The organism is Thiemannella venezuelensis, assembly GCF_014203605.1.
GTDB lineage: Bacteria > Actinomycetota > Actinomycetes > Streptosporangiales > Streptosporangiaceae > Planomonospora_A > Planomonospora_A venezuelensis.
Genome location: NZ_JACHJJ010000019.1, coordinates 122064 through 145266 on the forward strand (window position 1 = coordinate 122064; position 23203 = coordinate 145266).

24 protein-coding genes and 1 pseudogene are annotated in these 23203 nt (G+C 73.4%); 11 read left to right on the top strand and 14 right to left on the bottom strand.

Annotated features, from left to right (window positions below):
- Positions 1-71: 71 nt before the first annotated feature.
- Complete coding sequence (locus FHS22_RS25320) at positions 72-758, bottom strand: SDR family oxidoreductase (protein ID WP_184945538.1); 687 nt, start codon at positions 756-758, stop codon at positions 72-74.
- Positions 759-857: 99 nt separating this feature from the next.
- On the opposite strand from FHS22_RS25320, the gene FHS22_RS25325 reads away from it, so the two are divergent.
- The 3 genes from FHS22_RS25325 to FHS22_RS25335 all read left to right on the top strand — a co-directional run bounded on the left by FHS22_RS25325 (position 858) and on the right by FHS22_RS25335 (position 3262).
- Positions 858-1388 (top strand): PadR family transcriptional regulator, encoded by a 531-nt coding sequence (locus tag FHS22_RS25325; protein WP_184945540.1) that lies wholly within the window; start codon positions 858-860, stop codon positions 1386-1388.
- A 137-nt stretch (positions 1389-1525) separates the two neighbouring features.
- The gene (locus FHS22_RS25330; protein WP_184945542.1) at positions 1526-2485 is read left to right on the top strand and encodes an ATP-binding cassette domain-containing protein; all 960 of its coding nucleotides are present in this window, start codon (positions 1526-1528) and stop codon (positions 2483-2485) included.
- A 27-nt stretch (positions 2486-2512) separates the two neighbouring features.
- Positions 2513-3262 carry an ABC transporter permease gene (locus tag FHS22_RS25335; RefSeq protein ID WP_184945543.1) on the top strand — a complete coding sequence of 250 codons (750 nt, stop codon included), beginning with the start codon at positions 2513-2515 and terminating at the stop codon, positions 3260-3262.
- Positions 3263-3293: 31 nt separating this feature from the next.
- Here the strand turns inward: FHS22_RS25335 and FHS22_RS25340 are convergent, their stop codons facing one another.
- Together FHS22_RS25340 and hutU are read right to left on the bottom strand one after the other, a co-directional pair.
- Complete coding sequence (locus FHS22_RS25340) at positions 3294-4139, bottom strand: MurR/RpiR family transcriptional regulator (protein ID WP_338047937.1); 846 nt, start codon at positions 4137-4139, stop codon at positions 3294-3296.
- 260 nt (positions 4140-4399) lie between these two features.
- Entirely contained in the window at positions 4400-6055 is a 1656-nt protein-coding gene (hutU, locus tag FHS22_RS25345; protein WP_184945545.1) for a urocanate hydratase, read from the bottom strand.
- Positions 6056-6513: 458 nt separating this feature from the next.
- On the opposite strand from hutU, the gene FHS22_RS25350 reads away from it, so the two are divergent.
- A complete protein-coding gene (locus FHS22_RS25350) occupies positions 6514-7374 on the top strand; it encodes a hypothetical protein (protein WP_184945547.1) in 861 nt (286 codons plus the stop codon).
- Between the two features lie 33 nt (positions 7375-7407).
- On the opposite strand, the gene FHS22_RS25355 is transcribed toward FHS22_RS25350, so the two are convergent.
- The 6 genes and pseudogenes from FHS22_RS25355 to FHS22_RS25380 all read right to left on the bottom strand — a co-directional run.
- The gene (locus FHS22_RS25355) at positions 7408-9180 is read right to left on the bottom strand and encodes an ABC transporter ATP-binding protein (protein ID WP_338047938.1); all 1773 of its coding nucleotides are present in this window, start codon (positions 9178-9180) and stop codon (positions 7408-7410) included.
- Between the two features lie 408 nt (positions 9181-9588).
- Positions 9589-10890, bottom strand: a complete 1302-nt coding sequence (locus tag FHS22_RS39355; protein WP_184945551.1) for a beta-ketoacyl synthase N-terminal-like domain-containing protein — start codon at positions 10888-10890, stop codon at positions 9589-9591.
- An 11-nt stretch (positions 10891-10901) separates the two neighbouring features.
- A complete protein-coding gene (locus tag FHS22_RS38380) occupies positions 10902-11150 on the bottom strand; it encodes an acyl carrier protein (RefSeq protein WP_184945553.1) in 249 nt (82 codons plus the stop codon).
- Positions 11151-11342: 192 nt separating this feature from the next.
- Positions 11343-12608, bottom strand: a complete 1266-nt coding sequence (locus FHS22_RS25370; protein WP_184945555.1) for an RNA polymerase sigma factor — start codon at positions 12606-12608, stop codon at positions 11343-11345.
- A gap of 7 nt (positions 12609-12615) precedes the next feature.
- Complete coding sequence (locus FHS22_RS25375; protein WP_221474103.1) at positions 12616-13029, bottom strand: YciI family protein; 414 nt, start codon at positions 13027-13029, stop codon at positions 12616-12618.
- 128 nt (positions 13030-13157) lie between these two features.
- Positions 13158-13517: pseudogene (locus tag FHS22_RS25380) on the bottom strand (MFS transporter); the annotation flags it as partial.
- A gap of 10 nt (positions 13518-13527) precedes the next feature.
- On the opposite strand from FHS22_RS25380, the gene FHS22_RS25385 reads away from it, so the two are divergent.
- The 3 genes from FHS22_RS25385 to FHS22_RS25395 are packed head-to-tail and all read left to right on the top strand — an operon-like array spanning position 13528 to position 16002.
- Positions 13528-14448, top strand: coding sequence for an ABC transporter substrate-binding protein (locus tag FHS22_RS25385; protein ID WP_221474076.1), 921 nt, complete (start codon positions 13528-13530; stop codon positions 14446-14448).
- Complete coding sequence (locus FHS22_RS25390; protein ID WP_184945558.1) at positions 14438-15214, top strand: FecCD family ABC transporter permease; 777 nt, start codon at positions 14438-14440, stop codon at positions 15212-15214. Before FHS22_RS25385 ends, FHS22_RS25390 begins: the two co-directional genes overlap by 11 nt.
- Entirely contained in the window at positions 15211-16002 is a 792-nt protein-coding gene (locus tag FHS22_RS25395) for an ABC transporter ATP-binding protein (RefSeq protein ID WP_184945560.1), read from the top strand. Before FHS22_RS25390 ends, FHS22_RS25395 begins: the two co-directional genes overlap by 4 nt.
- A gap of 31 nt (positions 16003-16033) precedes the next feature.
- Here the strand turns inward: FHS22_RS25395 and FHS22_RS25400 are convergent, their stop codons facing one another.
- From FHS22_RS25400 to FHS22_RS25420, 5 genes are all read right to left on the bottom strand, one after another.
- Entirely contained in the window at positions 16034-16228 is a 195-nt protein-coding gene (locus FHS22_RS25400) for a CsbD family protein (protein WP_184945562.1), read from the bottom strand.
- 108 nt (positions 16229-16336) lie between these two features.
- Positions 16337-17026 (bottom strand): nucleotidyl transferase AbiEii/AbiGii toxin family protein, encoded by a 690-nt coding sequence (locus FHS22_RS25405; protein ID WP_184945614.1) that lies wholly within the window; start codon positions 17024-17026, stop codon positions 16337-16339.
- Complete coding sequence (locus FHS22_RS25410; RefSeq protein ID WP_184945564.1) at positions 17026-17343, bottom strand: hypothetical protein; 318 nt, start codon at positions 17341-17343, stop codon at positions 17026-17028. The genes FHS22_RS25405 and FHS22_RS25410 overlap by 1 nt, the downstream gene beginning before the upstream one ends.
- 49 nt (positions 17344-17392) lie before the next feature.
- Positions 17393-18172 carry a hypothetical protein gene (locus FHS22_RS25415; protein WP_184945566.1) on the bottom strand — a complete coding sequence of 260 codons (780 nt, stop codon included), beginning with the start codon at positions 18170-18172 and terminating at the stop codon, positions 17393-17395.
- Positions 18173-18209: 37 nt separating this feature from the next.
- On the bottom strand, positions 18210-18941 hold the full coding sequence (locus FHS22_RS25420) for a FadR/GntR family transcriptional regulator (protein WP_184945567.1): 732 nt from the start codon (positions 18939-18941) through the stop codon (positions 18210-18212).
- Positions 18942-19030: 89 nt separating this feature from the next.
- Here FHS22_RS25420 and FHS22_RS25425 point away from each other — a divergent pair, with 89 nt between their 5' ends.
- The 4 genes from FHS22_RS25425 to FHS22_RS25440 are packed head-to-tail and all read left to right on the top strand — an operon-like array spanning position 19031 to position 23189.
- On the top strand, positions 19031-20374 hold the full coding sequence (locus FHS22_RS25425) for a glutamine synthetase family protein (RefSeq protein WP_338047939.1): 1344 nt from the start codon (positions 19031-19033) through the stop codon (positions 20372-20374).
- Positions 20375-20376: 2 nt separating this feature from the next.
- Positions 20377-21720 (top strand): aldehyde dehydrogenase family protein, encoded by a 1344-nt coding sequence (locus FHS22_RS25430; RefSeq protein ID WP_184945569.1) that lies wholly within the window; start codon positions 20377-20379, stop codon positions 21718-21720.
- Between the two features lie 6 nt (positions 21721-21726).
- The gene (locus tag FHS22_RS25435) at positions 21727-22491 is read left to right on the top strand and encodes a 3-oxoacyl-ACP reductase (protein ID WP_184945571.1); all 765 of its coding nucleotides are present in this window, start codon (positions 21727-21729) and stop codon (positions 22489-22491) included.
- A 2-nt stretch (positions 22492-22493) separates the two neighbouring features.
- Positions 22494-23189, top strand: coding sequence for a gamma-glutamyl-gamma-aminobutyrate hydrolase family protein (locus tag FHS22_RS25440; RefSeq protein WP_184945572.1), 696 nt, complete (start codon positions 22494-22496; stop codon positions 23187-23189).
- Positions 23190-23203: the final 14 nt, after the last annotated feature.

Genomic DNA, 23203 nt, shown 5'->3' on the forward strand with positions numbered 1-23203 from the left:
GATCCGGCCGTTCCTCTCACGGGCGGCCCGGCGGGCCTGCGGCGGGGCCGGTGCGGCCGGCTCCGGCGTCCTCAGCTGACGGGACCCGCGGACGGCCGGACGGTGATCTCGGTGACGTGGGCGTCCGGGGAGGCGGTCACCGCGGCCAGCACGGCCCGGGCCACCGAGTCCGGGTTCAGGTACTTCTCCGCCTCGTAGGCGCCGTTCTCCTGCTCGCGGACACCGCGCTGCATGTCGGTGTCCACCCGCCCGGGGTAGACCGTGGTCACCCGCAGGCCCGGCTCCTCCAGCCGGAGCCCGTCGGCGAGGGCGCGCAGCGCGAACTTGCTGGCCGCGTAGGAGACCCAGCCGGGATTGGCCCGCTGCCCGGCGCCCGAGTTGACCAGCACGACGTGGCCGCCGGCGGCACGCAGGGCGGGCAGCAGCAGCCGGGTCAGCTCGGCCGCCGCGACCACGTTGACCTCCATCGTGCGCCGCCACACCTCGGCCGGGGTCTGCTCGATCCGGCCCAGGGTCACCACGCCCGCACTGTGCACCAGCACGTCGAGCCGGTCGATCCCGGCGACGTCGGCCTCCGTGACGGCGGTCAGCTCCACCGGCCAGGGCCGCGCGCCCGGCAGTCCGGCGCAGAGCTCTTCCAGCGCGCCGGAGTCCCTGCCTCCGAGCAGCAGGTCGTGGGTGGACGCCAGGGCGCGCGCGACGGCGGCCCCGATCCCCCGGGAGGCTCCGGTGACCAGTGCGACAGGACGTGCTGACATGACGCCCACCCTATTGCCCCGCCCCGCCCGACCGTCCGGACACCCCGTATCCACATTTTGATATTGACGACATATACAAATTTGAGTACAAACTTGCATATGTCCTCCACGCGGATCCTGATCCTCGGCGTCCTGCTCGACGGCCCGCTGCACGGATACGAGGTACGGCGCCGCCTCGAGCTCATGGGCACCCACCACTGGGCGAACCTCGCCTACGGCTCGATCTACCACGGCCTGGGCAAGATGGCCGACGAGGGCCTGCTGGACCGGGTGGAGGAGGGCAAGGGCGGCAAGACCGTCTACGGGCTCACCGACATCGGCCGGGCCGAGTTCATGCGGGGGCTGCTCGGCCACTGGTGGGAGATCAAGCCGATCGTCGACCCGTTCCAGGTGGCGCTGACCTTCATGGACCGGCTCTCGCAGGCCGAGCTGACCTCCGCCATGGAGGCGCGGGCGGCGCAACTGCGGTTCTCGGTCGAGATGGTCACCCGCGCGATGGGCGGCAAGCAGGCCTACGGCGCTCCCCCGCACATCGACGAGTGCCTGCGGCTCAACATCCTCCAGCTCCGGGCGCAGCTCACCTGGGTGGAGGAGGCCGTGGGGAGGGTGAGGAAGGGCGAACTGCCCTGACGCCCGGCCCCTTCACCCTCCGCGTCCGCCCGGGTGGAGGTCCCGCCACTGCGGAGATCCGGGATCCGGCGGAAAACCACTTGCCCTTCTCATAAGGGGAGGGTCCATGCTCGACATCCCCGACACACGGAGAAGCCATGATCATCGAAGCTCACGACCTGCGCAAGACCTTCGTCGCCAAACGGGGGCGGGGCAAGACGGAGGAGGTCGAGGCCGTCCGGGGCATCGACCTGGCCGTGGACGAGGGCGAGATCTTCGCCTGCCTCGGGCCGAACGGCGCGGGCAAGACCACCACGGTCCGGATGCTCGCGACCTTCACCGCCCCCACCTCGGGCACGGCCAGGGTGGCCGGGTTCGACGTGGTGAAGGAGGCCGCCATGGTCCGGGAGAGGATCGGCTACGTCGGCCAGAACGGCGGCGTCGACGAGAACGCCCCGGGCCTGGAGAGCCTGGTCCTGGCCGGGCGGATCGCCGGTCTCTCCCGCAAGCAGGCCCTCGCCCGCGCCGAGGAGCTGTTCGCCACCTTCAGCCTGACCGAGATCGCCAACCGCCCGGTGAAGACCCTCTCCGGCGGCCAGAAGCGGCGCTTCTCCCTGGCCATCGGACTGGTGAACCGGCCGCCCCTGGTCTTCCTGGACGAACCCACCACCGGCCTCGACCCGCAGAACCGCGCCAACCTCTGGGACGAGATCCGCACCCTGCGCGACCAGGGCACCAGCGTGCTGCTGACCACCCACTACCTGGACGAGGCCGACGCGCTCTGCGACCGGCTGGTCATCGTGGACCACGGGAAGATCGTCGCCGAGGGCACCCCGGAGAAGCTCAAGAAGGAGGTCTCCGGCGACGTCGTCACGCTCCGCCTCGACGACCTGGAGGGCGCGCGGAAGCTCCTGGCCGCGCAGCCGTACATCACCGAGACCCAGACCGAGGGCGAGTCCCTGCGCGCCTACCTCGACGACGGCGAGCACAACCTGCCCGCGCTGCTGCGCGCCCTGGAGGCGGAGGACCTGGCCATCCGGTCCATCTCCCTCGACCGGGCCACGCTCGACGACGTCTTCCTCAAGCACACCGGCCGCTCCCTGCGCGACGCCGCCTGATCCCCCACCCGCACGAGGAGTTCCCCCATGCTTCGACACACCATGTTGTTCGCCGGCTACGAGTTCGGCGTCCTCCGCCGCAACCTGGCCTGGCCGATCATCGGCATCATGCAGCCGGTCCTCTACCTGCTGCTCTTCGCCCCGCTGCTGACCAGCATCGCCCCGAACGGGACGCTGGCGGAGGCACTGGTCATGTTCACCCCGGCCGCGCTGGTGATGATCGCCCTTTTCGGCTCGATGTTCGCCGGCTTCGGAATGATCAACGAGACCCGGAACGGGGTGCTGGAGCGACTCGCGGTCAGCCAGGCCTGGCGGCCCGCCATCATCCTCGGCCGGGTCGTCAAGGACATGGCCATGCTGGTCCTGCAGTCGGTCCTGGTGCTCGGCGTGGCCGCGCTGATGGGGCTGCGGATCAGCCTGGCCGCCATGGGCCTCATGCTGCTGCTCATGGCCGTGACCGGCCTGTTCTCCGCCAACCTCTCCTACGGCCTGGCCCTGGCGGTGCGCGACGAGAACGGCATGTCGCAGATCGTGCAGTTCTTCCTGCTCCCGCTGATGCTGCTCTCCGGCCTGATGCTGCCGATGTCGGTGGCCCCCGAGTGGATGCAGACCGTGGCGAAGTTCAACCCGCTCTACTACGCGGTCGAGGCGGGCCGGGCCATGTTCGTGGACGACTTCACCCACAGCACCGTTCCGATCGCCTTCGGCCTCTTCCTGGTGCTGGGCGTGCTCACCCTGACGTGGTCGGTCCGCTCGCTGCGGAAGCTGGCGGGCTAGCCGGCGGGACGTCCGGTGATGCCGGCGCCGGTCAGGCGATGAAGGTCCCGGCCCGGTCGGTCATGCGCTCGTACTCCTCCAGCCGGGCCTGGGTGCGCAGCGGCGCCGCGTCCGCCATGGCCTCCACCAGCACCATGGCCAGGGCGAGCGGGGCCGCGTGCGAGTCGAACACCAGCCGCTCGCCGACCGGGGCGGCCAGGACCACGTCCGCGGCGAACGGCACGTCCTCCCGGTCGGTGATCACCGCGGTGCGCAGGCCCAGCTCCCGGGCGCTCTTCAGGGCCTGTACGGCCTCGGCCGGGTAGCGGGGCAGGACCACCGCGAGCAGCCAGCCCGCCCCCGCCCGGCGCGCGGCGTGCAGGCCGTCGGCCAGTTCCGAGCCTCCGTGGGCCAGCAGCCGCACGTCGGGGTGGATCCGGCGGGCGTAGTAGGCGAACGTGGTGGCCAGGCCGCTGGAGACCCGCAGGCCCAGCACCGGGAGCGGCTCGCACGCCGCCAGCGCCGCGCCCAGCTCGGTGACGGAGGACGGGTCGGCCAGCCCCTCGCGGACCGCGCGGAGGTTGCCGACCTCCACGTCGATCGCGGTCTGCAGGTCGTTGGCGCGCGGCGCCTCCCGCCCGGCGGCGCCCCCGCCCCCGCCCGCGCCTCCGCCCACGACGAGGGGCCGCAGCGCCTGCCGGAGCTCGGGGTAGCCGGCGAAGCCCAGCACCATGGCGAACCTGGTCACCGAGGGCTGGCTCACCCCGGCGCGCTCGGCCAGCTCCACGCTGGACAGGAAGATCGCCTCGGCGAGGTGGTCGCCGAGGTAGCGCGCGATACGCCGCTGCACCGGCGAGAGCCGGTGACCGTCCAGAAGCCGGTCGAGTCCGCCGCCCACGTCCCCTCCAACCGATCGGCCGCCCGCGGTCGCTCCCGGCCCGGGCACCTCAGAGGGCCTCACGGTACCCAAGCGCCCGGTGTGATCGCCTTCCCGTCTCACGCCGGCTCCGGGCGCCCGCCGGGACGGGACGGCCCGGCTCTCCGCGTCCCGGGCCGGGCGGGCCTCAGCATCCCGGGCCGGGCGGGCCTCAGCGTTCCGGGCCGGGCGCGCGGGCGGAAGCCCGCGGACGCGCGTCCGCGGGCTTCCGTGCGGCGTGCTCAGGACTCGCGCATCGGGATGCGGACGTCGCGGGCTCCGGCGACCGCGACGGCCTCGTCGTAACCGGCGTCGACGTGCCGGATCACCCCCATGCCGGGGTCGTTGGTGAGGACCCGGGTGAGCTTCTCCCCGCCCAGCCGGGTGCCGTCGGCGACGGTGACCTGGCCGGCGTGGATGGAGCGGCCGATGCCGACGCCGCCGCCGTGGTGGATGGAGACCCACGCCGCGCCGGAGGCCACGTTGAGCATCGCGTTCAGCAGCGGCCAGTCGGCGATGGCGTCGGAGCCGTCGAGCATGGCCTCGGTCTCGCGGTACGGGCTCGCCACGGAACCGCAGTCGAGGTGGTCGCGGCCGATCACCAGCGGGGCCGCGATCTCGCCGGAGGCGACCATGTCGTTGAACCGCTCGCCGGCCAGGTGGCGCTCGCCGTACCCGAGCCAGCAGATGCGGGCGGGCAGGCCCTGGAAGTGGACCTTCTCCCCGGCCATCCGGATCCACCGGGCGAGCGGCTCGTTGTCGGGGAACAGCTCCAGGATGGCCCGGTCGGTCTTCGCGATGTCCGCCGGGTCGCCGGAGAGCGCGGCCCAGCGGAACGGGCCCTTGCCCTCGCAGAACAGCGGCCGGATGTAGGCGGGCACGAAGCCGGGGAAGTCGAACGCGCGGGTGTAGCCGGCGAGCTGCGCCTCGCCCCGGATCGAGTTGCCGTAGTCGAAGACCTCGGCGCCCGCGTCGGCGAAGCCGACCATCGCCTCCACGTGCCTGGCCATGGACTCGCGCGCCTTCATGGTGAAGCCCGCCGGGTCCTTGTCCCGCTCGGCGGCCATGTCGTCGAAGGCGACCCCCAGCGGCAGGTACATCAGCGGGTCGTGGGCCGAGGTCTGGTCGGTGACGATGTCGATCTCGGCGCCGCGGCGGAGCAGCTCCGGCACGGCGTCGGCGGCGTTGGCCTCGACGCCGATGCTCAGCGGGCGGCGCTGGTCGCGCGCCTCGTAGGCCAGGCGGAGCGCCTCGTCGAGGTCGGCGGCCTTCACGTCGAGGTAGCGGTGCTCGATGCGCCGCTCGATGCTGCGCGGGTCGCAGTCGACGCAGATCGCCACGCCGCCGTTCATGGTCACGGCGAGCGGCTGGGCGCCGCCCATGCCGCCGAGTCCCGCGGTCAGCGTGATCGTGCCGCTCAGCGAGCCGCCGAAGCGCTTGGCGGCCACGGCCGCGAAGGTCTCGTAGGTGCCCTGCAGGATGCCCTGGGTGCCGATGTAGATCCACGAGCCCGCGGTCATCTGCCCGTACATGGTCAGGCCCGCGGCCTCCAGGCGGCGGAACTCCTCCCAGTTCGCCCAGTCGGGCACCAGGTTGGAGTTGGCGATGAGCACCCGGGGCGCCCACTCGTGCGTGCGGAAGACGCCGACCGGGCGGCCGGACTGCACGAGCAGCGTCTCGTCGCCCTCCAGGGTGGTCAGCGTGCGGGTGATCGCGTCGAACGAGCGCCAGTCGCGGGCCGCCTTGCCCGAGCCGCCGTAGACGACGAGCTGCTCCGGGTGCTCGGCCACCTCGGGGTCCAGATTGTTCTGGACCATGCGGAGCGCCGCCTCCTGCGGCCACCCCTTGGCGGTGAGCGTGGTGCCGCGCGGCGCGCGGACGGTCCGGCTGCCGGTCATGCCTGAGCCTCCCCATCGACCTGAATGAATGTATTCATATTTGTCACTCGGAGGCCACAGGTCAACCCGGAGACCACAGGCCGGCCCGCAGGCGGGCATCCCGGCGGACCGCTCGGGACGCCCGCCTTCCGGTCGCGGTCCCGGCCGCGCCCCGCACGGACGGGCCGGGCGATCAGCCGCGGGCGCCCGGCGGGCGCCCCGGCGCGAAGGAGAGGCTTCGCAGAGCGGGGAGTTCCCGGTTTCCGGTACGGCCAACCGGGCCGGTGCTCCCGCTTGCCCGAACCAGCCCGCCGGCGGCCCGGAAATTTGCCGGGAGTCTACGGAGCGCCGGCGCCCGACCGCCCGCCCCACCCGGTCGGCGGTCGGCTTGTCCACCGCCGTACGCGCCCTGGAAACGCCTCACGGTGATCAATAAGATGTGCGGACCGTGTCGGAAGCACTGGAGGACGACCTTCACCGTGAACTCCCGGGCACATCACTGGCCGATCACCGATCCCTCCATCCCCCGCGAAGACCGGCTCAGGATCGCCGGGAACCGGCAGCTCGCAGGGCTTCCGCAGGGCGGCCGGCACAGCTACGCCGACCGCCGGACCGCGCAGCACGTGGTGATATTCCTGACCGTCATCGTGACGGCCTCTCTCGCCATGGCGGTCGGCGAGCTCCGGGAACTGCTGTTCGACAGGCCCGCGACCAGCCTGCTCGCCATCGCGATGCTGACCGTGTTCGCGATGGCCGTCCCCCTGCTGTGGAACCACGATTCCCCGCGACGCCTCACCCGCCTCTACCGCGACCGCTACGTGGTTCCCCGTGATCTCGACGGCGAGGCCCACGCCTTGCTCGGCCGGGCCCTCCAGGCCGCCGATGCGGTGGCGTCCTCCCGGATCAGGCGGGAGGGGCTGCTGGACGCCGTCGCCGACAACGTACTGATCCCGCACCGGCTGTGGGAGATCGCCCGCCTCCTGCGCTCCCACACCGTCCTGCGGGCCGAGCAGGCCGCCGTCCGGGGGGCGGCGGCCGTGCCCGACCCCCGACTGCAGGCGCTGCGGCGGTCGGTGGCGGCGGTCACCCAGCGTGTCGCCGAGCTGGAGACGTACGCCCGCCTCGTCCAGGAGGCGGACGCGATGCTCCACGCCCGGAGGCGGCCCGGCGGCGACGACGCGCACCGCGACCTGCTCGCCCGCCCCGGCGGGACGAGCCTCTTCGAGCACGCGGCCGCCGACGAGAGCGCCCTCGCCGGCAGCGTGCGGAGCGCCATCGCGGCGGGGCGGGCACTCGCCGCACGGGAGTACGGGGAGGACGGCGCCCGGCCGGAGGGCTGATCGCGCCTGCGGCCGGGACCGTGGAGACCGACCTCAGCTGGAGATCAGGAACTGGGTGGCGGCGAGCTCGCGGTAGAGGTCGTCCTCGGCGAGCAGCTCGTCGTGGGTGCCGACGGCCCTGACCCGGCCGGCCTCCATCACCACGATCCGGTCGGCGCCGGTGACCGTGGAGAGCCGGTGGGCGATCACCAGCACGGTCGTCTCCCGCGCCACCTCGGCGATCACCTCACGGAGCCGGAGCTCGTTGACCGCGTCGAGCTGGGAGGTGGCCTCGTCCAGCAGGAGCAGCCGGGGGCGGCGCAGCAGCGCCCGCGCGATGGCCACCCGCTGGCGCTCGCCTCCGGAGAGCCGGATGCCGCGGTGGCCGACCTCGGTGTCCAGCCCCTCGGGGAGCCGGGCGACGAGGTCCTCCAGGCGGGTCAGGGCGAGCACCCTGCGCAGCTCGCCCTCGGCCACGCCGGGCGCGGCGAACAGGAGGTTCTCCCTGAGCGAGCCGTCCAGCACGGGCGCGTCCTGCTCGACGTAGCCGAGGGCGGCGCGCAGTTCGGCCAGCGGCCAGCGCCTGATGTCGCGGCCGTCGACCGCGACCGTCCCCTCCTGGTGGTCGTAGAACCGCTCCAGCAGCGCGAACACCGTGGACTTGCCCGCTCCCGAGGGGCCGACGAGCGCGGTCATGCCGCCGGCCGGAACGGTGAAGGAGACGTCCTGGTGGACGGCGGGCCGGTCGTCGCCGTAGCGGAAGGCCACGGACTCGAACGTCACCCCGGCGGGGGCCGTGCCGGGCGCGGGGATCTCCCCGGCGGCCTCCTCCGTGGGGAGGTCCTCGATCTCGCGGATCCGCTTCACCGCGGCCAGGCCGCTCTGCACCTGGGTGGCGCCCTGGACCAGCTGGCCGACCGGGGCGACCAGGTAGAACAGGTAGAGGAGGAAGGCGATCAGCGAGGAGACCTCCAGCGCGCCGGAGGCGACCCGCGCCCCGCCGACGCCGAGCACGGCCACGAAGGCGAGCTGGGCGGCGACCCAGGCGGAGATGCCCGCGATGGAGGTCCACCAGGCGACGGCGATCCCGCGGTCCCGCGCCTCGCGGGCCGCGGCGCCCACCACGGCGATCTCCCGGTCCTCCGCTCCGCTGGCCTTGACCGTGCGGAACGCCTGGAGCACGCGGTCGAGCACCGCGCCCATCTCGCCCACCGACTCCTGCGCCTGGACCGACGCCTTCTGGATCCGTGGCATGACCAGGCCCACGAGGCCGCCGACCAGGACGAGCACCGCCAGCGTGATGAGCAGCAGGACCCCGTCCATGAAGGCCATCATCACCACGGCGCCCACCAGCATGAAGACCGCGCCGACCGACTCGACGATCCCGTCGGTGAACACCGCGCGCAGCAGGGTGGTGTCGGAGGTCACCCGGGAGAGCAGGTCACCTGGCTTGAGGCGGTCCACCTCGGAGACGCGCAATCGCAGCATGCGCTCCACCAGGGTCCGCCGGGCCGAGAACACGATGCCCTCGCCCATGCGCTCCAGTACGTATCTGCCGAGCGCTCCGACGGCCGCGCCGACGACCACGGCGGCCGTCAGGCCGAGCACCGGCCCGGCCAGGGACTGCTCCCGGCCGAACGCGTCCACCACCAGCTTGGCCAGGAGCGGCATCGCCAGTCCGGCCAGCGAGCTGACGAGGCTGAGCACCCCGCCGAGCAGGAGCACGCGCCGGTGCGGCCGGACACGGCCGAGCAGCAGGCGCCACGGCGCCGTCGACGCGCTGCCGGTCGTGCCTCCCGGCGCCGTCCCACCGCCGGACTCGGTCACGCCGCCGGCTCCCCTCTCGGTCCCGGACTCGGGTGCGGTCACTGCCATCCCCTCTGAACGCACGCGACCGGCCCCCGGTCGCTCTTCTTCCTGTCTACTGCGCATGCCTTCTCCCTGAGCGTTTCGCCGGGGTTCGTAGACCAAAGTCGCTATTGTCAACATAAGTTGACGACGATCTCGTGTCAACCTAGGTTGACTCAGAGGGCGGTGCGGGCCGTCTCCGGCGAGGGCTCGGCCCGCGCGGGGAGGTCCGGCAGGCCCGGGAATCCCGGGAAGGCGCAGGAAGGCGCGGAAGGCGCGGGGGCGGGGGTGCGCGATGCGGCGGGCGGCCGGAACGGCGAGGAGCGCCGGACCGCTCGCGGGAGGGTGCGGCGGCCGGCGCTCCAGGTGGCGGAGCCGTACGGCGGGTCAGGCCGGGGTGAGGACCAGGCAGGCGTTGCTGCCGCCGAAGCCGAAGGAGTTGGAGAGCGCGGGGGCCACGGGGATCCGCCGCGGGGCGCCGTGAACGAGGTCGATCAGGTCGGCGGCGGGGCCCGAGGCGAAGTTGGCGGTCGGGGGGACCAGGCCCTCGCGGGCCGAGAGCAGGGCCATGACGGCCTCGAAGGCGCCCGCCCCGCCGACCAGGTGGCCCGTCACCCCCTTCGTGGAGGTCACCGGCGGCGTCCCGCCCCGGAGCCGGTCTCCCGCGCGGCCCCCGGGGCGGTCGCCGAAGCAGTCCCGCAGGGCGAGCGCCTCGGCGTCGTCGTTGTGCGGGGTGGAGGTGCCGTGCGCGTTGACGTGGCCGATCTCCGCAGGGGCCAGGCCGGCGTCGTCCAGGGCGGCGCGCATGCAGCCGGCGGCGACGGAGCCGTCCCGGAGCGGCGCGACGATGTGGTTGGCGTCGCAGTTGGCCGCGTAGCCGCTCACCTCGCCGTAGACGCGGGCGCCCCGCGCCTCGGCGAGGTCGGCACGTTCCAGGACGAGGAAGGCCGCGCCCTCGCCCATGACGAAGCCGTCGCGTTCCCCGTCGAAGGGCCGGGAGGCCTCGGCGGGCGCGTCCAGCCGCTCCGACAACGCGCCGACCTTGGCGAACGCCTCCATGACCAGCGGGGAGAGCAGCGCGTCGAGCCCGCCGGCGACGGCCGCGCCGACCGTGCCCGAGCGGATCGCGCGCAGCGCCTCGCCGATGGCCGTGGCGCCGCTCGCGCAGGCGGTGTTGAAGGTCAGGCACGGGCCGCGGTAGCCGTACCGGATGGCGATGCGCGCGGCCGTGGAGCTGGACATCAACGCCGGCACGGCGTGCACGGGCACCTTCTCCCGGCCGAGTGTGTGCCCCACGATGAGGTTCTCCAGCGTGGCGAACCCGCCGCCGCCGGTGCCGACGTAGACGCCGCAGCCCTCCGCGGGCGGGTCCCCCGCGTCGGTGACGGCGTCGATCGCGGCGGCCAGCCCGATCTGCGCGGTGCGGTCGAGGGTGCGCAGCTCCCGGCCGGTGAAGTAGTCGAGCGGCTCGAACGGGGCCAGCGGGCAGCCGATGGGCACCGGTCCCCCGGCGAGGCCGGGGATCGCGGTGGCGAGCGACTTTCCCGCGAGCACGGCGGTGAAGGCTTCGTGGACGGTGTTGCCCGCCGGGCTCTTGACCCCGAGGCCGGTGACGACCACACGTGCCGCCGCCGGTCCGGTCGCGGGCCCGCCCGCTCCCGGCCCGGCCGTCCCCGGCTCGCGTGTCACCGGCTCGCGTGTCACCGGGCCGCCAGGGCGGTGTGCAGGATCCCCGCCATGTCCGCCACGGTCCGGGCCTCGGCGAAGTCGGCAGGTTCGAGCTGGATGCCCAGTTTCTCCTCGATGATGACGGCGATCTCCACCCATTCGAGGCTGTCGATCTGGTGGTCGGCGATGGTGGCGCTGGGCTTCACCTGATCGCTCGGCACGCTGAGCACCTCGGCGATCGCCGACCGGACGACGGATGTAGCTGAATCGAGGCTTGTCATTCGCCCACCTCTGAAAAGATCGGTCCACTCGCGCCCCTGCAGTCTCCGGACTATGCATTCCAGACAGATGTTCTGTCTAGGGGGTCTGAGGCTAAATTCCCCGGGTTTCCGCTCATTTATCGATGAGCCGGAGTCCACCGGATCCGAGCGGAGAACGCCGCCTCACCGGCCGTCCGCGAGGCGGGCGTCAGTTCACCGGCCGTCCGCGAGGCGGGCGGCCCTGGCGTGGAGGTAGCGCTGCTGAGGCAGGCTGCCCGTCCGCCGGGCCGCCTCCAGATAGGAGTCATGCGCCGCCGCCCGGTCACCGGACATCTCCAGCAGGTGCGCGCGGACGGCGTGCAGCCGGTGGTCCCCGGCGATCCGCCCGTCGGACTCGAGCCCGCCGACCAGGTCGAGGCCCTCGCGCGCGCCCCGGGCCATGGCCACCGCGACGGCGTGGTTCAGCGCCACCACGGGATTGCCCGAGATGCGCATCAGCAGCTCGTACAGCGCCGCGATCTGCGGCCAGTCGGTCTCCCCGGCACTCGGCGCCTCGTCGTGGAGCGCGGCGATGGCCGCCTGGAGCTGGTACGGGCCGGTCGCCCTGCGGCCGAGCACACCGGTGACGAGCGCCACGCCCTCGGCGATGCGCCCGGCGTCCCAGCGGCTCCGGTCCTGCTCGGCCATCGGGATCGGCGCGCCGTCCGGCCCGGTGCGCGCCGGACGGCGCGCGTCGGTCAGCAGCATGAGCGCCAGCAGTCCCGCCGCCTCGCCGTCGCCGGGCAGCAGCCGGTGGACCATGCGGGCGAGCCGGATCGCCTCGGCCGACAGCTCGGTGCGCTGCAGGTCCGGTCCCGACGTGCTGGCGTACCCCTCGTTGAAGACGAGGTACAGCACGTGGAGGACCGCTCCGAGCCGTTGCGCGCGCTCGGCCCCCGAGGGCATGCCGAAGGGGATGCCGCTGTCCTTGATCCGCTGCTTGGCCCGGCTGATGCGCCGGGTCATGGCCGACTCCGGCACGAGGAACGCCCGGGCGATCTCCGCGGTGGTCAGGCCGCCCACCGCCCGCAGGGTGAGCGCGATCTGCGAGGCCGCCGAGAGCGAGGGGTGGCAGCACATGAACAGCAGGATGAGCGTGTCGTCGGAGTCCGCCGCCGGCCTGCCCGCGGCGGGCTCCGGCCACGGCCCGGGCGCCCTCCACCGGGCGACGGTGTCCTCGCGGTTCCGGCGGGCCTGCTCACCGCGGAGCAGATCGGTCAGCCTGCGTGAGGCGACTCTGACCAGCCAGCCCCGCGGGTTGTCCGGAACCCCGTCTTCCGGCCACTGTACGGCGGCCGCGAGCAGGGCCTCCTGCACCGCGTCCTCGGCGGTGGCGAAATGCCCGTAGCGCCGCACCACCGCGCCGAGGACCTGCGGCGCCAGCAGGCGCAGCAGGTCCCCGAGTCCGCCGGCGCTTCCGCCGGTCGCGTCGTCGGTCACGGCGCGGTTACGCCTCCAGCTCGTCGTAGCCCCCGGCGACCGGCCGCACGTCCACGTACCACTCGCGGGTCAGGACGGCGGACTCCGGGTGCGGTGTGTCCGCCAGGCGGGCGGCGATCTCGGTCGCCCGGTCGAAGCTCTCGCACTCGACGAGCGTGTAGCCGGCCAGGACCTCCTGGGTCTCGGCGTACGGCCCGTCGGTCACGACGGGGACCCCGTTCTCCAGCCGGATCCTCCGGGCGTGCACGGGAGCGGTCAGGCCCTGGGCGTCGACGAACTCCCCGGACTCGACCAGCTCCCCGTTCCACTTCTCCATGAACGCGTGCATGGCCGCGACGTCCTCCGCGGACCAGACCGCCGGGTCGGCGGGCCTGCCGGCCATGGCGTCGTAGTCCCGCTGCGAGCCGTACAGCATGATCATGTACTTCACGGCGTCTCCTCTCCACCGGCGCCCCTGGCGGCGCCTCTCATCGGAGACGTCGGAGCCGATCGCTCCGACCGGACATCCGCCTCCGCCGGATCACAAACTATTTCCGGCCGCCCGCACGCTCAAGGAGCGGAGGACCCGGCCGGGCCGGGGTCGCGGGGCGGCCTCCGGGAGAACCCCCGCGCGCCGGGGACGAGGGCCGCCGCCGCGGGGGCCAGGAAGCAGACCAGCGCGCAGACGCCCAGCACCGCCGGTCGCCCGAAGGCGTCCATCGCCGGGGCGATGAGCACGAGCCCGACCGGCGCGAGCCCGTAGGACAGCAGGAAGTCGAGTGAGGAGACACGGGCCAGGAGGGCGGGGTCGACCTCGCGCTGGGTGGCGGTGAACCACGGCACGTTGAACAGCTCGATCCCCAGACCGGCGGCGAGATAGGCGGCCGCCACCACGGACGGGTGCACCGGGAGCACCAGGCTGAGACCCGCGGGGGTGAGCGTGCGGTCGAGCACCGCGAGCCCGAGGACGAACGGGAGCGCCCAGGTCGCCAGGCCCGAGGCCGTGGCACCCGCCCACAGCCGCAGGAACCGCGGGTCGCGCAGGACCCGCCGCCGGCCGGAGTCCTCCGGCGGCCGCGCCGTGGTGGCCGGGCGGTGCTCCTGCGTGCCGCCGCGCGGCCGTGCCGCCTACGAGAGGATCCCCGTGCTCAACCCCAAGATCCTCACCTCCGAGCAGCTGCGGGCGGCGGCCCCCGACCTGGCCGTCTCCCCGTTCGGCTCCCTCTTCACCGGGGACAGGGCCGGCACCCGGCAGGAGCTTCACAAGGCGGGGCTGCCGACGTACGTGAGCGCGGCGGACTGCCCGGACGCGAACGAGGCCCGGCTGACCCCGTTCGACCTGCTGTTCCGGGACTACGAGAACATGGGCCGGATCTTCGGGGTCGAGGACCGGGCCGCCGCGCTCGTCGCGGAGCAGCGGGCCGTGGTCGAGGCGGCGGCGGACGCCGGGAGGAAGGCGGCCGGGAAACCCTCGATCGTCTGGTTGTACTCGATGTTCAACGGCGTCCCCTACGTCGCCGGCGACGGGGGCATGCCCAGCGCGATGAGCAGGCTCCTCGGGGCCGAGAACGCCTTCGACGACGTCGGCGAGCTGTGGCCGGAGGTGTCATGGGAGGAGGTCGCCGAGCGGGACCCCGACGTCATCGTGATCGGCGACCTGTCGGAGCGCGGCAGGCCCGGGGACTCCGCCGAGGAGAAGATCGCGATGATGCGGGAGAACCCGCTCGCCGCCAAGCTGACGGCGGTGCGGGAGGGTCGTTTCATCGAGGTCCCGGGCGTGGAGCTGGACCCGTCGGTGCGGACCGTGAACACCCTGCGGCTGGTCGCCGACGGGCTGGAGCGGCTCGGCCATGCCCGCTGAGCCCACCGGCCCCGCGCGTCGGACCGGCGGGGCGCCGGGGGCGCTGTTCCTCCTCGGCCTCGCGGCCCTGGCCGTGTCCGTGGCGGTCTCGGTGCGGATCGGCAGCAGCGCGGTGACCTACTCCGACCTCGCCCGGGCGCTGGGCCTGCGCCTGGGGCTGGCGGCCGAGCCGCTGCCGCCCCTGCTCGACTCGCTCATCTGGGATCTGCGGCTGCCGCGGGTGCTCCTGGCCGCCCTGGTGGGGGCGGCCCTGGCCGTCTGCGGGGCCGCACTGCAGGCGGTGACCCGCAACGCCCTCGCCGACCCCTACCTGCTGGGCGTGTCCTCCGGGGCGTCGGCCGGCGCCGTGACCGTGGTCGTCCTGGGCGCGGGCGCGGTGGGACTGGCGGCGGTCTGGCTGCACGCGACTGCGCTCGACGGGTTCTCCTTCGGCGCCGACACCGCGACGTCCCTGGGGGTCGACGTGCGGGTGACGCGGCTGGTCCTGCTGATCGCCACCGCCCTGCTGACCTCGGTGGCCGTGGCGTCGGTGGGGGCCGTCGGATTCGTCGGCCTGATCGTGCCGCACGGCGTGCGGTTCCTGGTCGGGCCGCTGCACCGGACCCTGCTGCCGTTCACGGCACTGGCCGGCGGGATCTTCCTGGTCTGGGCCGACGCCCTGGCGCGGATCGCGTTCGCGCCCCGGGAGGTGCCCGTCGGAGTGTTCACCGCCCTGGCCGGCGTCCCGCTGTTCCTCCTGGTCCTGCGCAGGCGGGGTGAGCTGTGAGGATCACGATCGAGAATCTGCGCTGGGCCGCGGCGGGCAGGGACATCGTCAGGGGCGTCGACCTGGAGATCGGGTCCGGCGAGACGGTCGGCCTGCTCGGTCCCAACGGCTCCGGCAAGTCGTCGCTGCTGCGCTGCGTCGCGGGGATGAGGACGCCGTCGGCGGGTGCGGTCCGCTACGAAGGGCAGGACATCCGCGGCTGGAGCGCCCGCCGGATCGCCCGGCACACGGCCTTCGTGGCGCAGGCCGCCGAGACGGAGAGCGACCTGCGGCTCGGCGACGTCGTCTCCCTCGGGCGCACGCCGTTCCGGGACCGGTGGCGGGGGCCGAGCCGCACCGACCACGCGGTCGTCGAGGCGGCGCTCGCCCGGCTGGGCCTCACCCACCTGAGGGACAGGGACTGGAAGACGCTGTCGGGCGGCGAGCGCCAGCGGGCCCACATCGCGCGGGCCCTGGCGCAGCAGCCCCGGTGCATCCTGCTGGACGAGCCGACCAACCACCTGGACGTGCGGCACCGCTTCGAGCTGATGGACCTGCTGGCCGGCACGGACCAGACCGTGCTCGTCGCGCTGCACGACCTCTCCCTGGCCGCCAGGTACTGCGACCGGCTGGTCCTGATGGAGCGGGGCGCGCCCGTCGCGTCCGGCACGCCCCGGGACGTGCTCACCCCCGAGCGGCTGCGGGACGTCTTCGGGATCGACGCCGAGACCGGCCGGGACGGCCGGGGCAACCTCACCGTCACCTGCTACGGGAGTGCGCCCCTGCACCCCGTCGCCGGGTCCGCGTAGGACCGCTCAGGGCCGCGGGCGACCGGAGTGGTCAGGGGGTGCGGCGGCGGATGCCGTACTCGCGGCGCATCTCGGCCACGGCGTCCAGGATCTCGTCCTGGGTCCTGAGCAGCTTCGCCTCCGCCTCCTCGGTCCGCCCCTCGGCGGCCAGGCGGCGGTTGCCGGTCCGGTGGCCCATCCGGCGCTTCGCCCGGGCCTTCAGCTCACGCAGGTTGAGTTTCTCCATGAGGCTCACGGTTCCTACCCTTTCATCAGGATGAACCGTCATCTGCCCGAAAAACTGCTGGTCATGTCTCCGGGCGTCCCCGGGCCGGCGGCACCGGCCGTTCCGGCCTCAGTCGAGTTCGGGCACGTCGGAGTCGTACTCGGCGTCGCCCTCCTCGGCCCGGCGGAGTTTGACGTCCTCGACCCAGGCGGCGGCGAACCGGCGGATCTCCCCGATCCGCTCCTCGTCCAGGCCGTACGCCTCGAACTCCTCGTCGGCGATGAGGTCGACGAACTCCAGCCGCATCACCAGCTCGGCGAGGGAGAACTCCTCGTTGTGCAGGCGGCCGAGGCGCTCCAGCTCGCGGAAGCCGTACAGCTCCGAGACGGCGGCGACGTCGATGACGTCGCGGGCGAGGCTGCGCTCGTGCAGGGCCCGCATCTTGAGCCCGACCGCGTCCTCCAGTCCGATGACGGAGAGGTCCCCGACGAGGACGGGCCCGTGCTGCAGGGCCTCCCGCATCAGGTCGAACTCGCAGCTCTGCCCGTTCACCGGGTCGGTGACGACCATGCGGCCCATGCGGGGCGTCACCGCGTGCAGGGTGACCTCCAGCCCCGCTCTCCGGAAGGTCTCGGCCATGCCGTCCGCGACCTCCGGCAGCGGTGTCTCGGCCGCCGTCGCGAAGTCGAGGTCCCTGCTCGGCCGGTCGGTGAGACCGTGCATCCGCATGGCGTGGCCTCCCGCCAGCACCAGGCCGAACCGGTCGCAGGCGGGCAGTGCGATCTGCAGGATCCGCTCCTGGAACGGCGGGAATCCCATCACGTCCCCAGCGCGGAGATCTTGTCCTCCCAGGCCTTCCGGTAGCTCCGGCCGAGCCCTCTGCGGAGCAGCGGCCAGTCGGCGACCAGGAGGTCCGCGTTCAGGTACAGCTCGACGTCGGCACGCCCCCCGCCGGTGATGACCGTCCGGTACAGGCTCATCCGGAGCCGCCGGTCGGCCAGGTCGAACTCGGTCAGACCGGACCAGGCGAGGTGAGGCGGGAGTGCCACCTTTCCCGTCGCGGGGCCTCGCAGGTCCGCGAGGGAGGCGGGGACCCGCCGGCCCACGTCCTCCCAGCGGGACAGGAGTGTGCTCACGCACTCCAGTATGCCCTCCGGTCGCCGGATCCGGCAGCTCGCCCGCCCGTCACCGGCGGGTGCGCAGCCGGGTGGAGGGGAGGTCGTGGCGGCCGGACACGAACTCCTGGAAGGCGATCTTGGCGCGGATGACCGGGCGGCGCCAGCGCTCCTCACGGCGGATCGCGCGGGCCATCCGGCCGGGCCGGGGGCGGCGGGACCCGGGGGCGAAGAACCAGTGGGCCCAGGGCGAGCCGGGGCGGGCCAGCCGGAGCGCGCCGGGGACCAGCAGGATCGGGACGAACAGGCCGACCAGGCCGGTCCAGATCTTGCCCTTGAGCAGGGTGACGACCGCGAGCAGGAGGTTGACCACGATGAGCCCGGCCGCCAGCCAGGCGCCCTCCGGGGTGCCGTCGGGGTCCTCCCAGCCCAGCGGGCGCAGGCCGAGCAGGAGCAGGCCGGTGACCGCGATCGCGACGAACACCGCGTCGACCGAGGTGCGGCCCTCCTCCTCCCAGTAAACGTCGTGCAGGTGCAGGATCAGCGCGAACTCGTCGAGGATCAGGGCCGCCCCGACGCCGAAGACGGCGGCCGTCACGGCGTACCAGCCCTGGGAGACGCCCGAGACCAGCAGCCCGGCCACGCCGCCGAGCAGGCTCAGCACCACGCCGAACACCACGTGGTGGATGTGCATCTCACCGACGTTGACGTTGCGGAACCAGCCGACCTTCGCGCGGATGAGCCGGACGTTGATGCGGGTGAAGACGAAGGCGAGGATCAGCGCGACGAAGAAGCAGAACAGCGGCAGCCGTCCTGTGTCCATGATGCGTTGCCGGAACCAGTCCCCCATGCCCGTCGAGCCTATGCGAGCCGGCCCTCCGATCAGGTCAGGCGAGGAAGCCGCGCAGGAGCGCGGCGGTGCCCTCCAGGTGCTCGGCCACCGCGTGGCGGGCGGCGTCCGGGTCCCCGGCGAGGATCGCGGTCACGATCGCCTCGTGCTGGACGGCGGCGTGCTCGATGTTGCGCTGGAGCACCGGGATGGCGTTGAGCAGGTCGGTGACCCGCAGCCGGGCGTCGGCGCAGGTGGCGGCGAGCAGGGAGGAGCCGGTCAGCTCGGCGATGGACAGGTGGAAGGCGGTGTCCAGGCGGCGGTAGTCGTCCGGGCCCGCGGAGTTGGCCTCCGCCAGGCGGCGGCGGAGCGTCTCCCGCCGCTCCCCGGTCAGCTCCCCGGCCTGCGCGGCGGCGGCCAGCACCTGGGCCGCGCCGCACTCGACGGCCAGCCGGAAGGTGAGCGCGTCGGCCAGCTCGCCGGTGCCCATGTCGGCCACGGCCCGCCGCAGGTCCCCGCTCCGGGGCGGGGGCGGGGCGTAGGTGACGAACGCCCCGCCGTACCTGCCGCGCCGCACCTCCAGGTAGCCCGCCTCCTGCAGCGCGCGGATCGCCTCGCGCAGGGTGACGCGGCTGATGCCGAGCCGTACGGCGAGCTCCCGCTCCGGTGGCAGCTTCTCGGCGACGACCCCGAGCTTGATGGCCTGCAGCAGCCGCTCCACGGTCTCCTCGAAGGCGTTGCCCGCCCGGACCGGCCGCAGCACGGCCGACAGTCGTGCCGACTCGTCCACTGTCTCCCCTTGAGGCTCTTGACAACTCCAACCCTGGTGCACCTCAATGGTCTGACACTAGCCCAATAAGACTCCGGCGAGGAGGGCGCGTGGATCTCGGCGAGCTTCGCGACGAGGTGGCGGCGGGACGGATCGACACGGTGCTGCTGGCGGTCGCCGACATGCAGGGGCGGTTGCAGGGCAAACGCCTGTCGGCGCGCTACTTCCTGGAGGAGGTGGCCGAGCACGCCGCGGAGGGCTGCAGCTACCTGCTCGCGGTGGACGTGGACATGAACACGGTGGACGGCTACGCCATGTCGTCGTGGGATCGCGGGTACGGGGACTTCGTGATGCGTCCCGACCTGTCCACCCTGCGCCGCGTGCCCTGGCAGGAGGGCACGGCCATGCTCATGGCCGACCTGGTCTGGGAGGACGGCACGGACGTGGCGGCCTCGCCCCGGCAGATCCTGCGCGGCCAGCTCGCCCGGCTGGCCGAGCGCGGCTGGCTGGCGTGCGCCGGGACCGAGCTGGAGTTCGTGGTCTACAACGACACCTACGAGGAGGCCTGGCGCAGGGGCTACCGCGACCTGACCCCGGCCAACCTCTACAACGTCGACTACTCCCTGCTGGGCACCGCCCGGGTCGAGCCGCTGCTGCGCCGGATCCGGCTCGGCATGGAGGGCGCCGGGATGTACGTCGAGTCGGCCAAGGGCGAGTGCAACCTCGGCCAGCACGAGATCGCCTTCCGCTTCGCCGAGGCCCTGACGAGCTGCGACAACCACTCCGTCTACAAGAACGGGGCCAAGGAGATCGCCGCCCAGGAGGGCATGTCGATCACCTTCATGGCCAAGCCGAACCAGCGGGAGGGCAACTCCTGCCACATCCACCTCTCGCTCAGGACCCCCGGCGGGGAGCCGGTGATGGCCGGCGACGGGCCGCACGGGCTCTCCGAGACCGGGCGCCGCTTCATCGCCGGGCAGCTCGCCTGCCTGCGCGAGCTGACCCTGCTGCACGCCCCGAACGTCAACTCCTACAAGCGGTACGTGCCGGGCAGCTTCGCCCCCACCGCGGTCAAGTGGGGCGTGGACAACCGGACCTGCGCGATGCGCCTGGTCGGGCACGGGCCGTCGCTGCGGATCGAGAACCGGGTGCCCGGCGGCGACGTCAACCCCTACCTCGCGGTCGCGGCGATGGTCGCCGCGGGGCTGTACGGGATCGAGAACGGGCTGGAGCTGGAGGAGGCGTTCACCGGCAACGCCTACGCCTCGGACGCCGGCACCGTCCCGCACACCCTGCGCGACGCGCTGGAGCTGTGGGAGGGCTCGGAGGTCGCCCGGGAGACCTTCGGCGAGGACGTCGTGGCGCACTACGCCAACAACGCCCGGGTCGAGCTGGCCGCCTTCGACGCGGCGGTCACCGACTGGGAGCTGACGCGCGGATTCGAGCGGATGTGAGCATGAAGATCGTCAATCCGGCGACCGAGGAGGTCGTCGCCGAGGTGGAGGCCGCCGACGCGGCCGAGGTGGACCGCGCGGTGGCGCGGGCCAGGGCGGCGTTCACCGCCTGGCGGAAGGTGGCGCCCGGCGACCGCGCCCGGCTGCTGCGCCGGTTCGCGGCGCTGGTGGACGCCCGTGCGGCGGAGCTGGCCGCCCTGGAGACCGCCAACGCGGGCCACACGGCCGGCAACGCCCGCTGGGAGGCGGGCAACGTCCGCGACGTGCTGGACTTCTACGCCGGCGCGCCCGAGCGCGACCACGGCAAGCAGATCCCGGTGCCCGGCGGGCTGGACGTCACGTTCGCCGAGCCGCTGGGCGTGGTCGGCGTGATCGTGCCGTGGAACTTCCCGATGGTCATCATGACCTGGGGGGTCGCCCCGGCGCTGGCGGCGGGCAACACGGTGGTCGTCAAGCCCGCCGAGCAGACGCCGCTGACCGCGCTGCGCCTGGCCGAGCTGGCTCTGGAGGCGGGCATCCCCGAGGGCGTGCTCCAGGTGGTGCCGGGCGAGGGCGAGACGGCGGGCGCCCGGCTCGTCGGGCACCCGGACGTCGCGAAGATCGTGTTCACCGGCTCGACCGAGGTGGGCAAGCAGATCGCCGCGACGTGCGCCGGGCAGGTCAAGCGGCTCACCCTGGAGCTCGGCGGCAAGAGCGCCAACCTCGTCTTCGCCGACGCCGACCTCGCGAAGGCCGCCGCCACGGCGCCGTACGCGGTCTTCGACAACGCGGGCCAGGACTGCTGCGCGCGCTCCCGGATCCTGGTGGAGCGTTCCGTCTACGACGAGTTCATGGAGCGGCTCTCGGAGGCGGTGCTCGGCGTGAAGGTCGGCGACCCGCTCGACGAGGCCGTCGAGATGGGCCCGCTGATCAGCGCCGCGCACCGGGACCGGGTGGCGTCCTTCGTCACCGGCACGCCGTACCTGCAGGGCTCGTGCCCGTCCGGGCCGGGTTTCTGGTTCCCGCCGACGGTGCTGACCCCGGAGGTGACCGACCCGGCGTTCACCGAGGAGATCTTCGGCCCGGTGGTGTCGGTGGCGCCGTTCGACGGGGAGGCGGAGGCCGTACGGCTCGCCAACGACACCCGCTACGGCCTGAGCGGGTCGATCTGGACCCGCGACGTCGGGCGGGCGCTGCGGGTGGCGCGGGCCGTCGAGGCGGGGAACCTGAGCGTGAACTCCCACTCGTCGGTGCGCTACTGGACCCCGTTCGGCGGTTTCAAGCAGTCGGGACTCGGCCGCGAACTGGGCCCCGACGCCCTGTCGGCGTTCACCGAGACCAAGAACGTCTTCATTTCGGAGGAGTGAGGGGCAATGCAGCGTCTGCAGGACCGGGTGGCCGTCATCACCGGGGCGGGCAGCGGGATCGGCCTGGCCACCGCGCACCGCTTCGCCCGGGAGGGCGCCAGGGTGGTGTGCGCCGACGTCGACGAGACGGCCGGGGCGAAGGCCGCCGCCGAGGTGGGCGGCCTGTTCGTGAAGGCGGACGTCACCAGCGAGGACGACGTCGCCCGGATGTACCAGGCGGCCTTCGACGCCTACGGCGGCGTGGACATCGCCTTCAACAACGCGGGCATCTCCCCGCCGGACGACGACTCCATCCTGGAGACCGGCATCGACGCCTGGCGCCGGGTCCAGGAGGTCAACCTGACCAGCGTCTACCTGTGCTGCAAGCACGTGATCCCCTACATGCGGCGGCAGGGCAGGGGGTCGATCATCAACACCGCCTCGTTCGTGGCGGTGATGGGCTCGGCGACCTCCCAGATCTCCTACACCGCCTCCAAGGGCGGGGTGCTGGCGATGTCCCGGGAGCTGGGCGTGCAGTTCGCCCGGGAGGGCATCCGGGTCAACGCGCTCTGCCCGGGACCGGTGAACACGCCGCTGCTGCAGGAGCTGTTCGCCAAGGACCCGGAGCGGGCCCAGCGCCGCCTGGTGCACATCCCGCTCGGCCGGTTCGCCGAGGCGTCCGAGATCGCCGCCGCGGTGGCGTTCCTCGCCTCCGACGACGCGAGCTTCATCACCGGCTCGGAGTTCCTGGTGGACGGGGGCATCTCCGGCGCCTACGTCACCCCCCTGTAGCCGTGTCCCGTCCCGTCATCGGCATCACCTGCTATGTCGAGCCCGCGCGCTTCACGGTCTGGGACATGACCGCCGCGCTGCTGCCGTACGGCTACGTCGAGCACGTGGCCCGCGCGGGCGGCCAGCCGGTGATCCTGCCCCCGGCGGGCGACCCGGCCGCGCTGGCCGGGCGGCTGGACGGGCTGATCGTGGCCGGGGGCGGCGACCTCGACCCGGCCCGGTACGGCGAGCCGCCCCACGAGAGGACCGGCTACATCCGGGGATTCCGCGACGACGCCGAACTGGGGCTGGTCCAGGCGGCCCTCGACACGGGGCTGCCGTTCCTGGGCGTCTGCCGGGGCCTGCAGGTCCTCAACACGGTGCTGGGCGGCACCCTGCACCAGCACGTGCCCGACCTGGTCGGCCACGACGGCCACGCCCCGGCCCCGGGCCGGTTCGGCCGCCTGCCGGTACGGCTCGCGCCGGGCAGCCGGATGGAGGAGATCCTCGGCGCCGGGAGCGCCGACGTGGCCCACTACCACCACCAGTCGGCCGACCGGCTGGGCGACGGCCTGACCGCGACCGCCCACGCCGAGGACGGCACGGTCGAGGCCGTGGAGCTGGCCGGTCACCCCTTTGCCTGCGCGGTGCAGTGGCACCCGGAGGCCGACGACGAGTGCGCCCTGTTCGCCGCCCTGGTCGACCGCGCCCGCCGCTGACGCCGCTCCCCGCC

What these genes read in the sequence shown, in the direction of transcription:
- FHS22_RS25320 (WP_184945538.1), bottom strand. Translation starts at nt 758, where the DNA reads ATGTCAGCACGTCCTGTCGCACTGGTCACCGGAGCCTCCCGGGGGATC.
- FHS22_RS25325 (WP_184945540.1), top strand. Translation starts at nt 858, where the DNA reads ATGTCCTCCACGCGGATCCTGATCCTCGGCGTCCTGCTCGACGGCCCG.
- FHS22_RS25330 (WP_184945542.1), top strand. Translation starts at nt 1,526, where the DNA reads ATGATCATCGAAGCTCACGACCTGCGCAAGACCTTCGTCGCCAAACGG.
- FHS22_RS25335 (WP_184945543.1), top strand. Translation starts at nt 2,513, where the DNA reads ATGCTTCGACACACCATGTTGTTCGCCGGCTACGAGTTCGGCGTCCTC.
- hutU (WP_184945545.1), bottom strand. Translation starts at nt 6,055, where the DNA reads ATGACCGGCAGCCGGACCGTCCGCGCGCCGCGCGGCACCACGCTCACC.
- FHS22_RS38380 (WP_184945553.1), bottom strand. Translation starts at nt 11,150, where the DNA reads ATGACAAGCCTCGATTCAGCTACATCCGTCGTCCGGTCGGCGATCGCC.
- FHS22_RS25375 (WP_221474103.1), bottom strand. Translation starts at nt 13,029, where the DNA reads ATGATCATGCTGTACGGCTCGCAGCGGGACTACGACGCCATGGCCGGC.
- FHS22_RS25390 (WP_184945558.1), top strand. Translation starts at nt 14,438, where the DNA reads ATGCCCGCTGAGCCCACCGGCCCCGCGCGTCGGACCGGCGGGGCGCCG.
- FHS22_RS25400 (WP_184945562.1), bottom strand. Translation starts at nt 16,228, where the DNA reads ATGGAGAAACTCAACCTGCGTGAGCTGAAGGCCCGGGCGAAGCGCCGG.
- FHS22_RS25405 (WP_184945614.1), bottom strand. Translation starts at nt 17,026, where the DNA reads ATGGGATTCCCGCCGTTCCAGGAGCGGATCCTGCAGATCGCACTGCCC.
- FHS22_RS25415 (WP_184945566.1), bottom strand. Translation starts at nt 18,172, where the DNA reads ATGGGGGACTGGTTCCGGCAACGCATCATGGACACAGGACGGCTGCCG.
- FHS22_RS25430 (WP_184945569.1), top strand. Translation starts at nt 20,377, where the DNA reads ATGAAGATCGTCAATCCGGCGACCGAGGAGGTCGTCGCCGAGGTGGAG.
- FHS22_RS25435 (WP_184945571.1), top strand. Translation starts at nt 21,727, where the DNA reads ATGCAGCGTCTGCAGGACCGGGTGGCCGTCATCACCGGGGCGGGCAGC.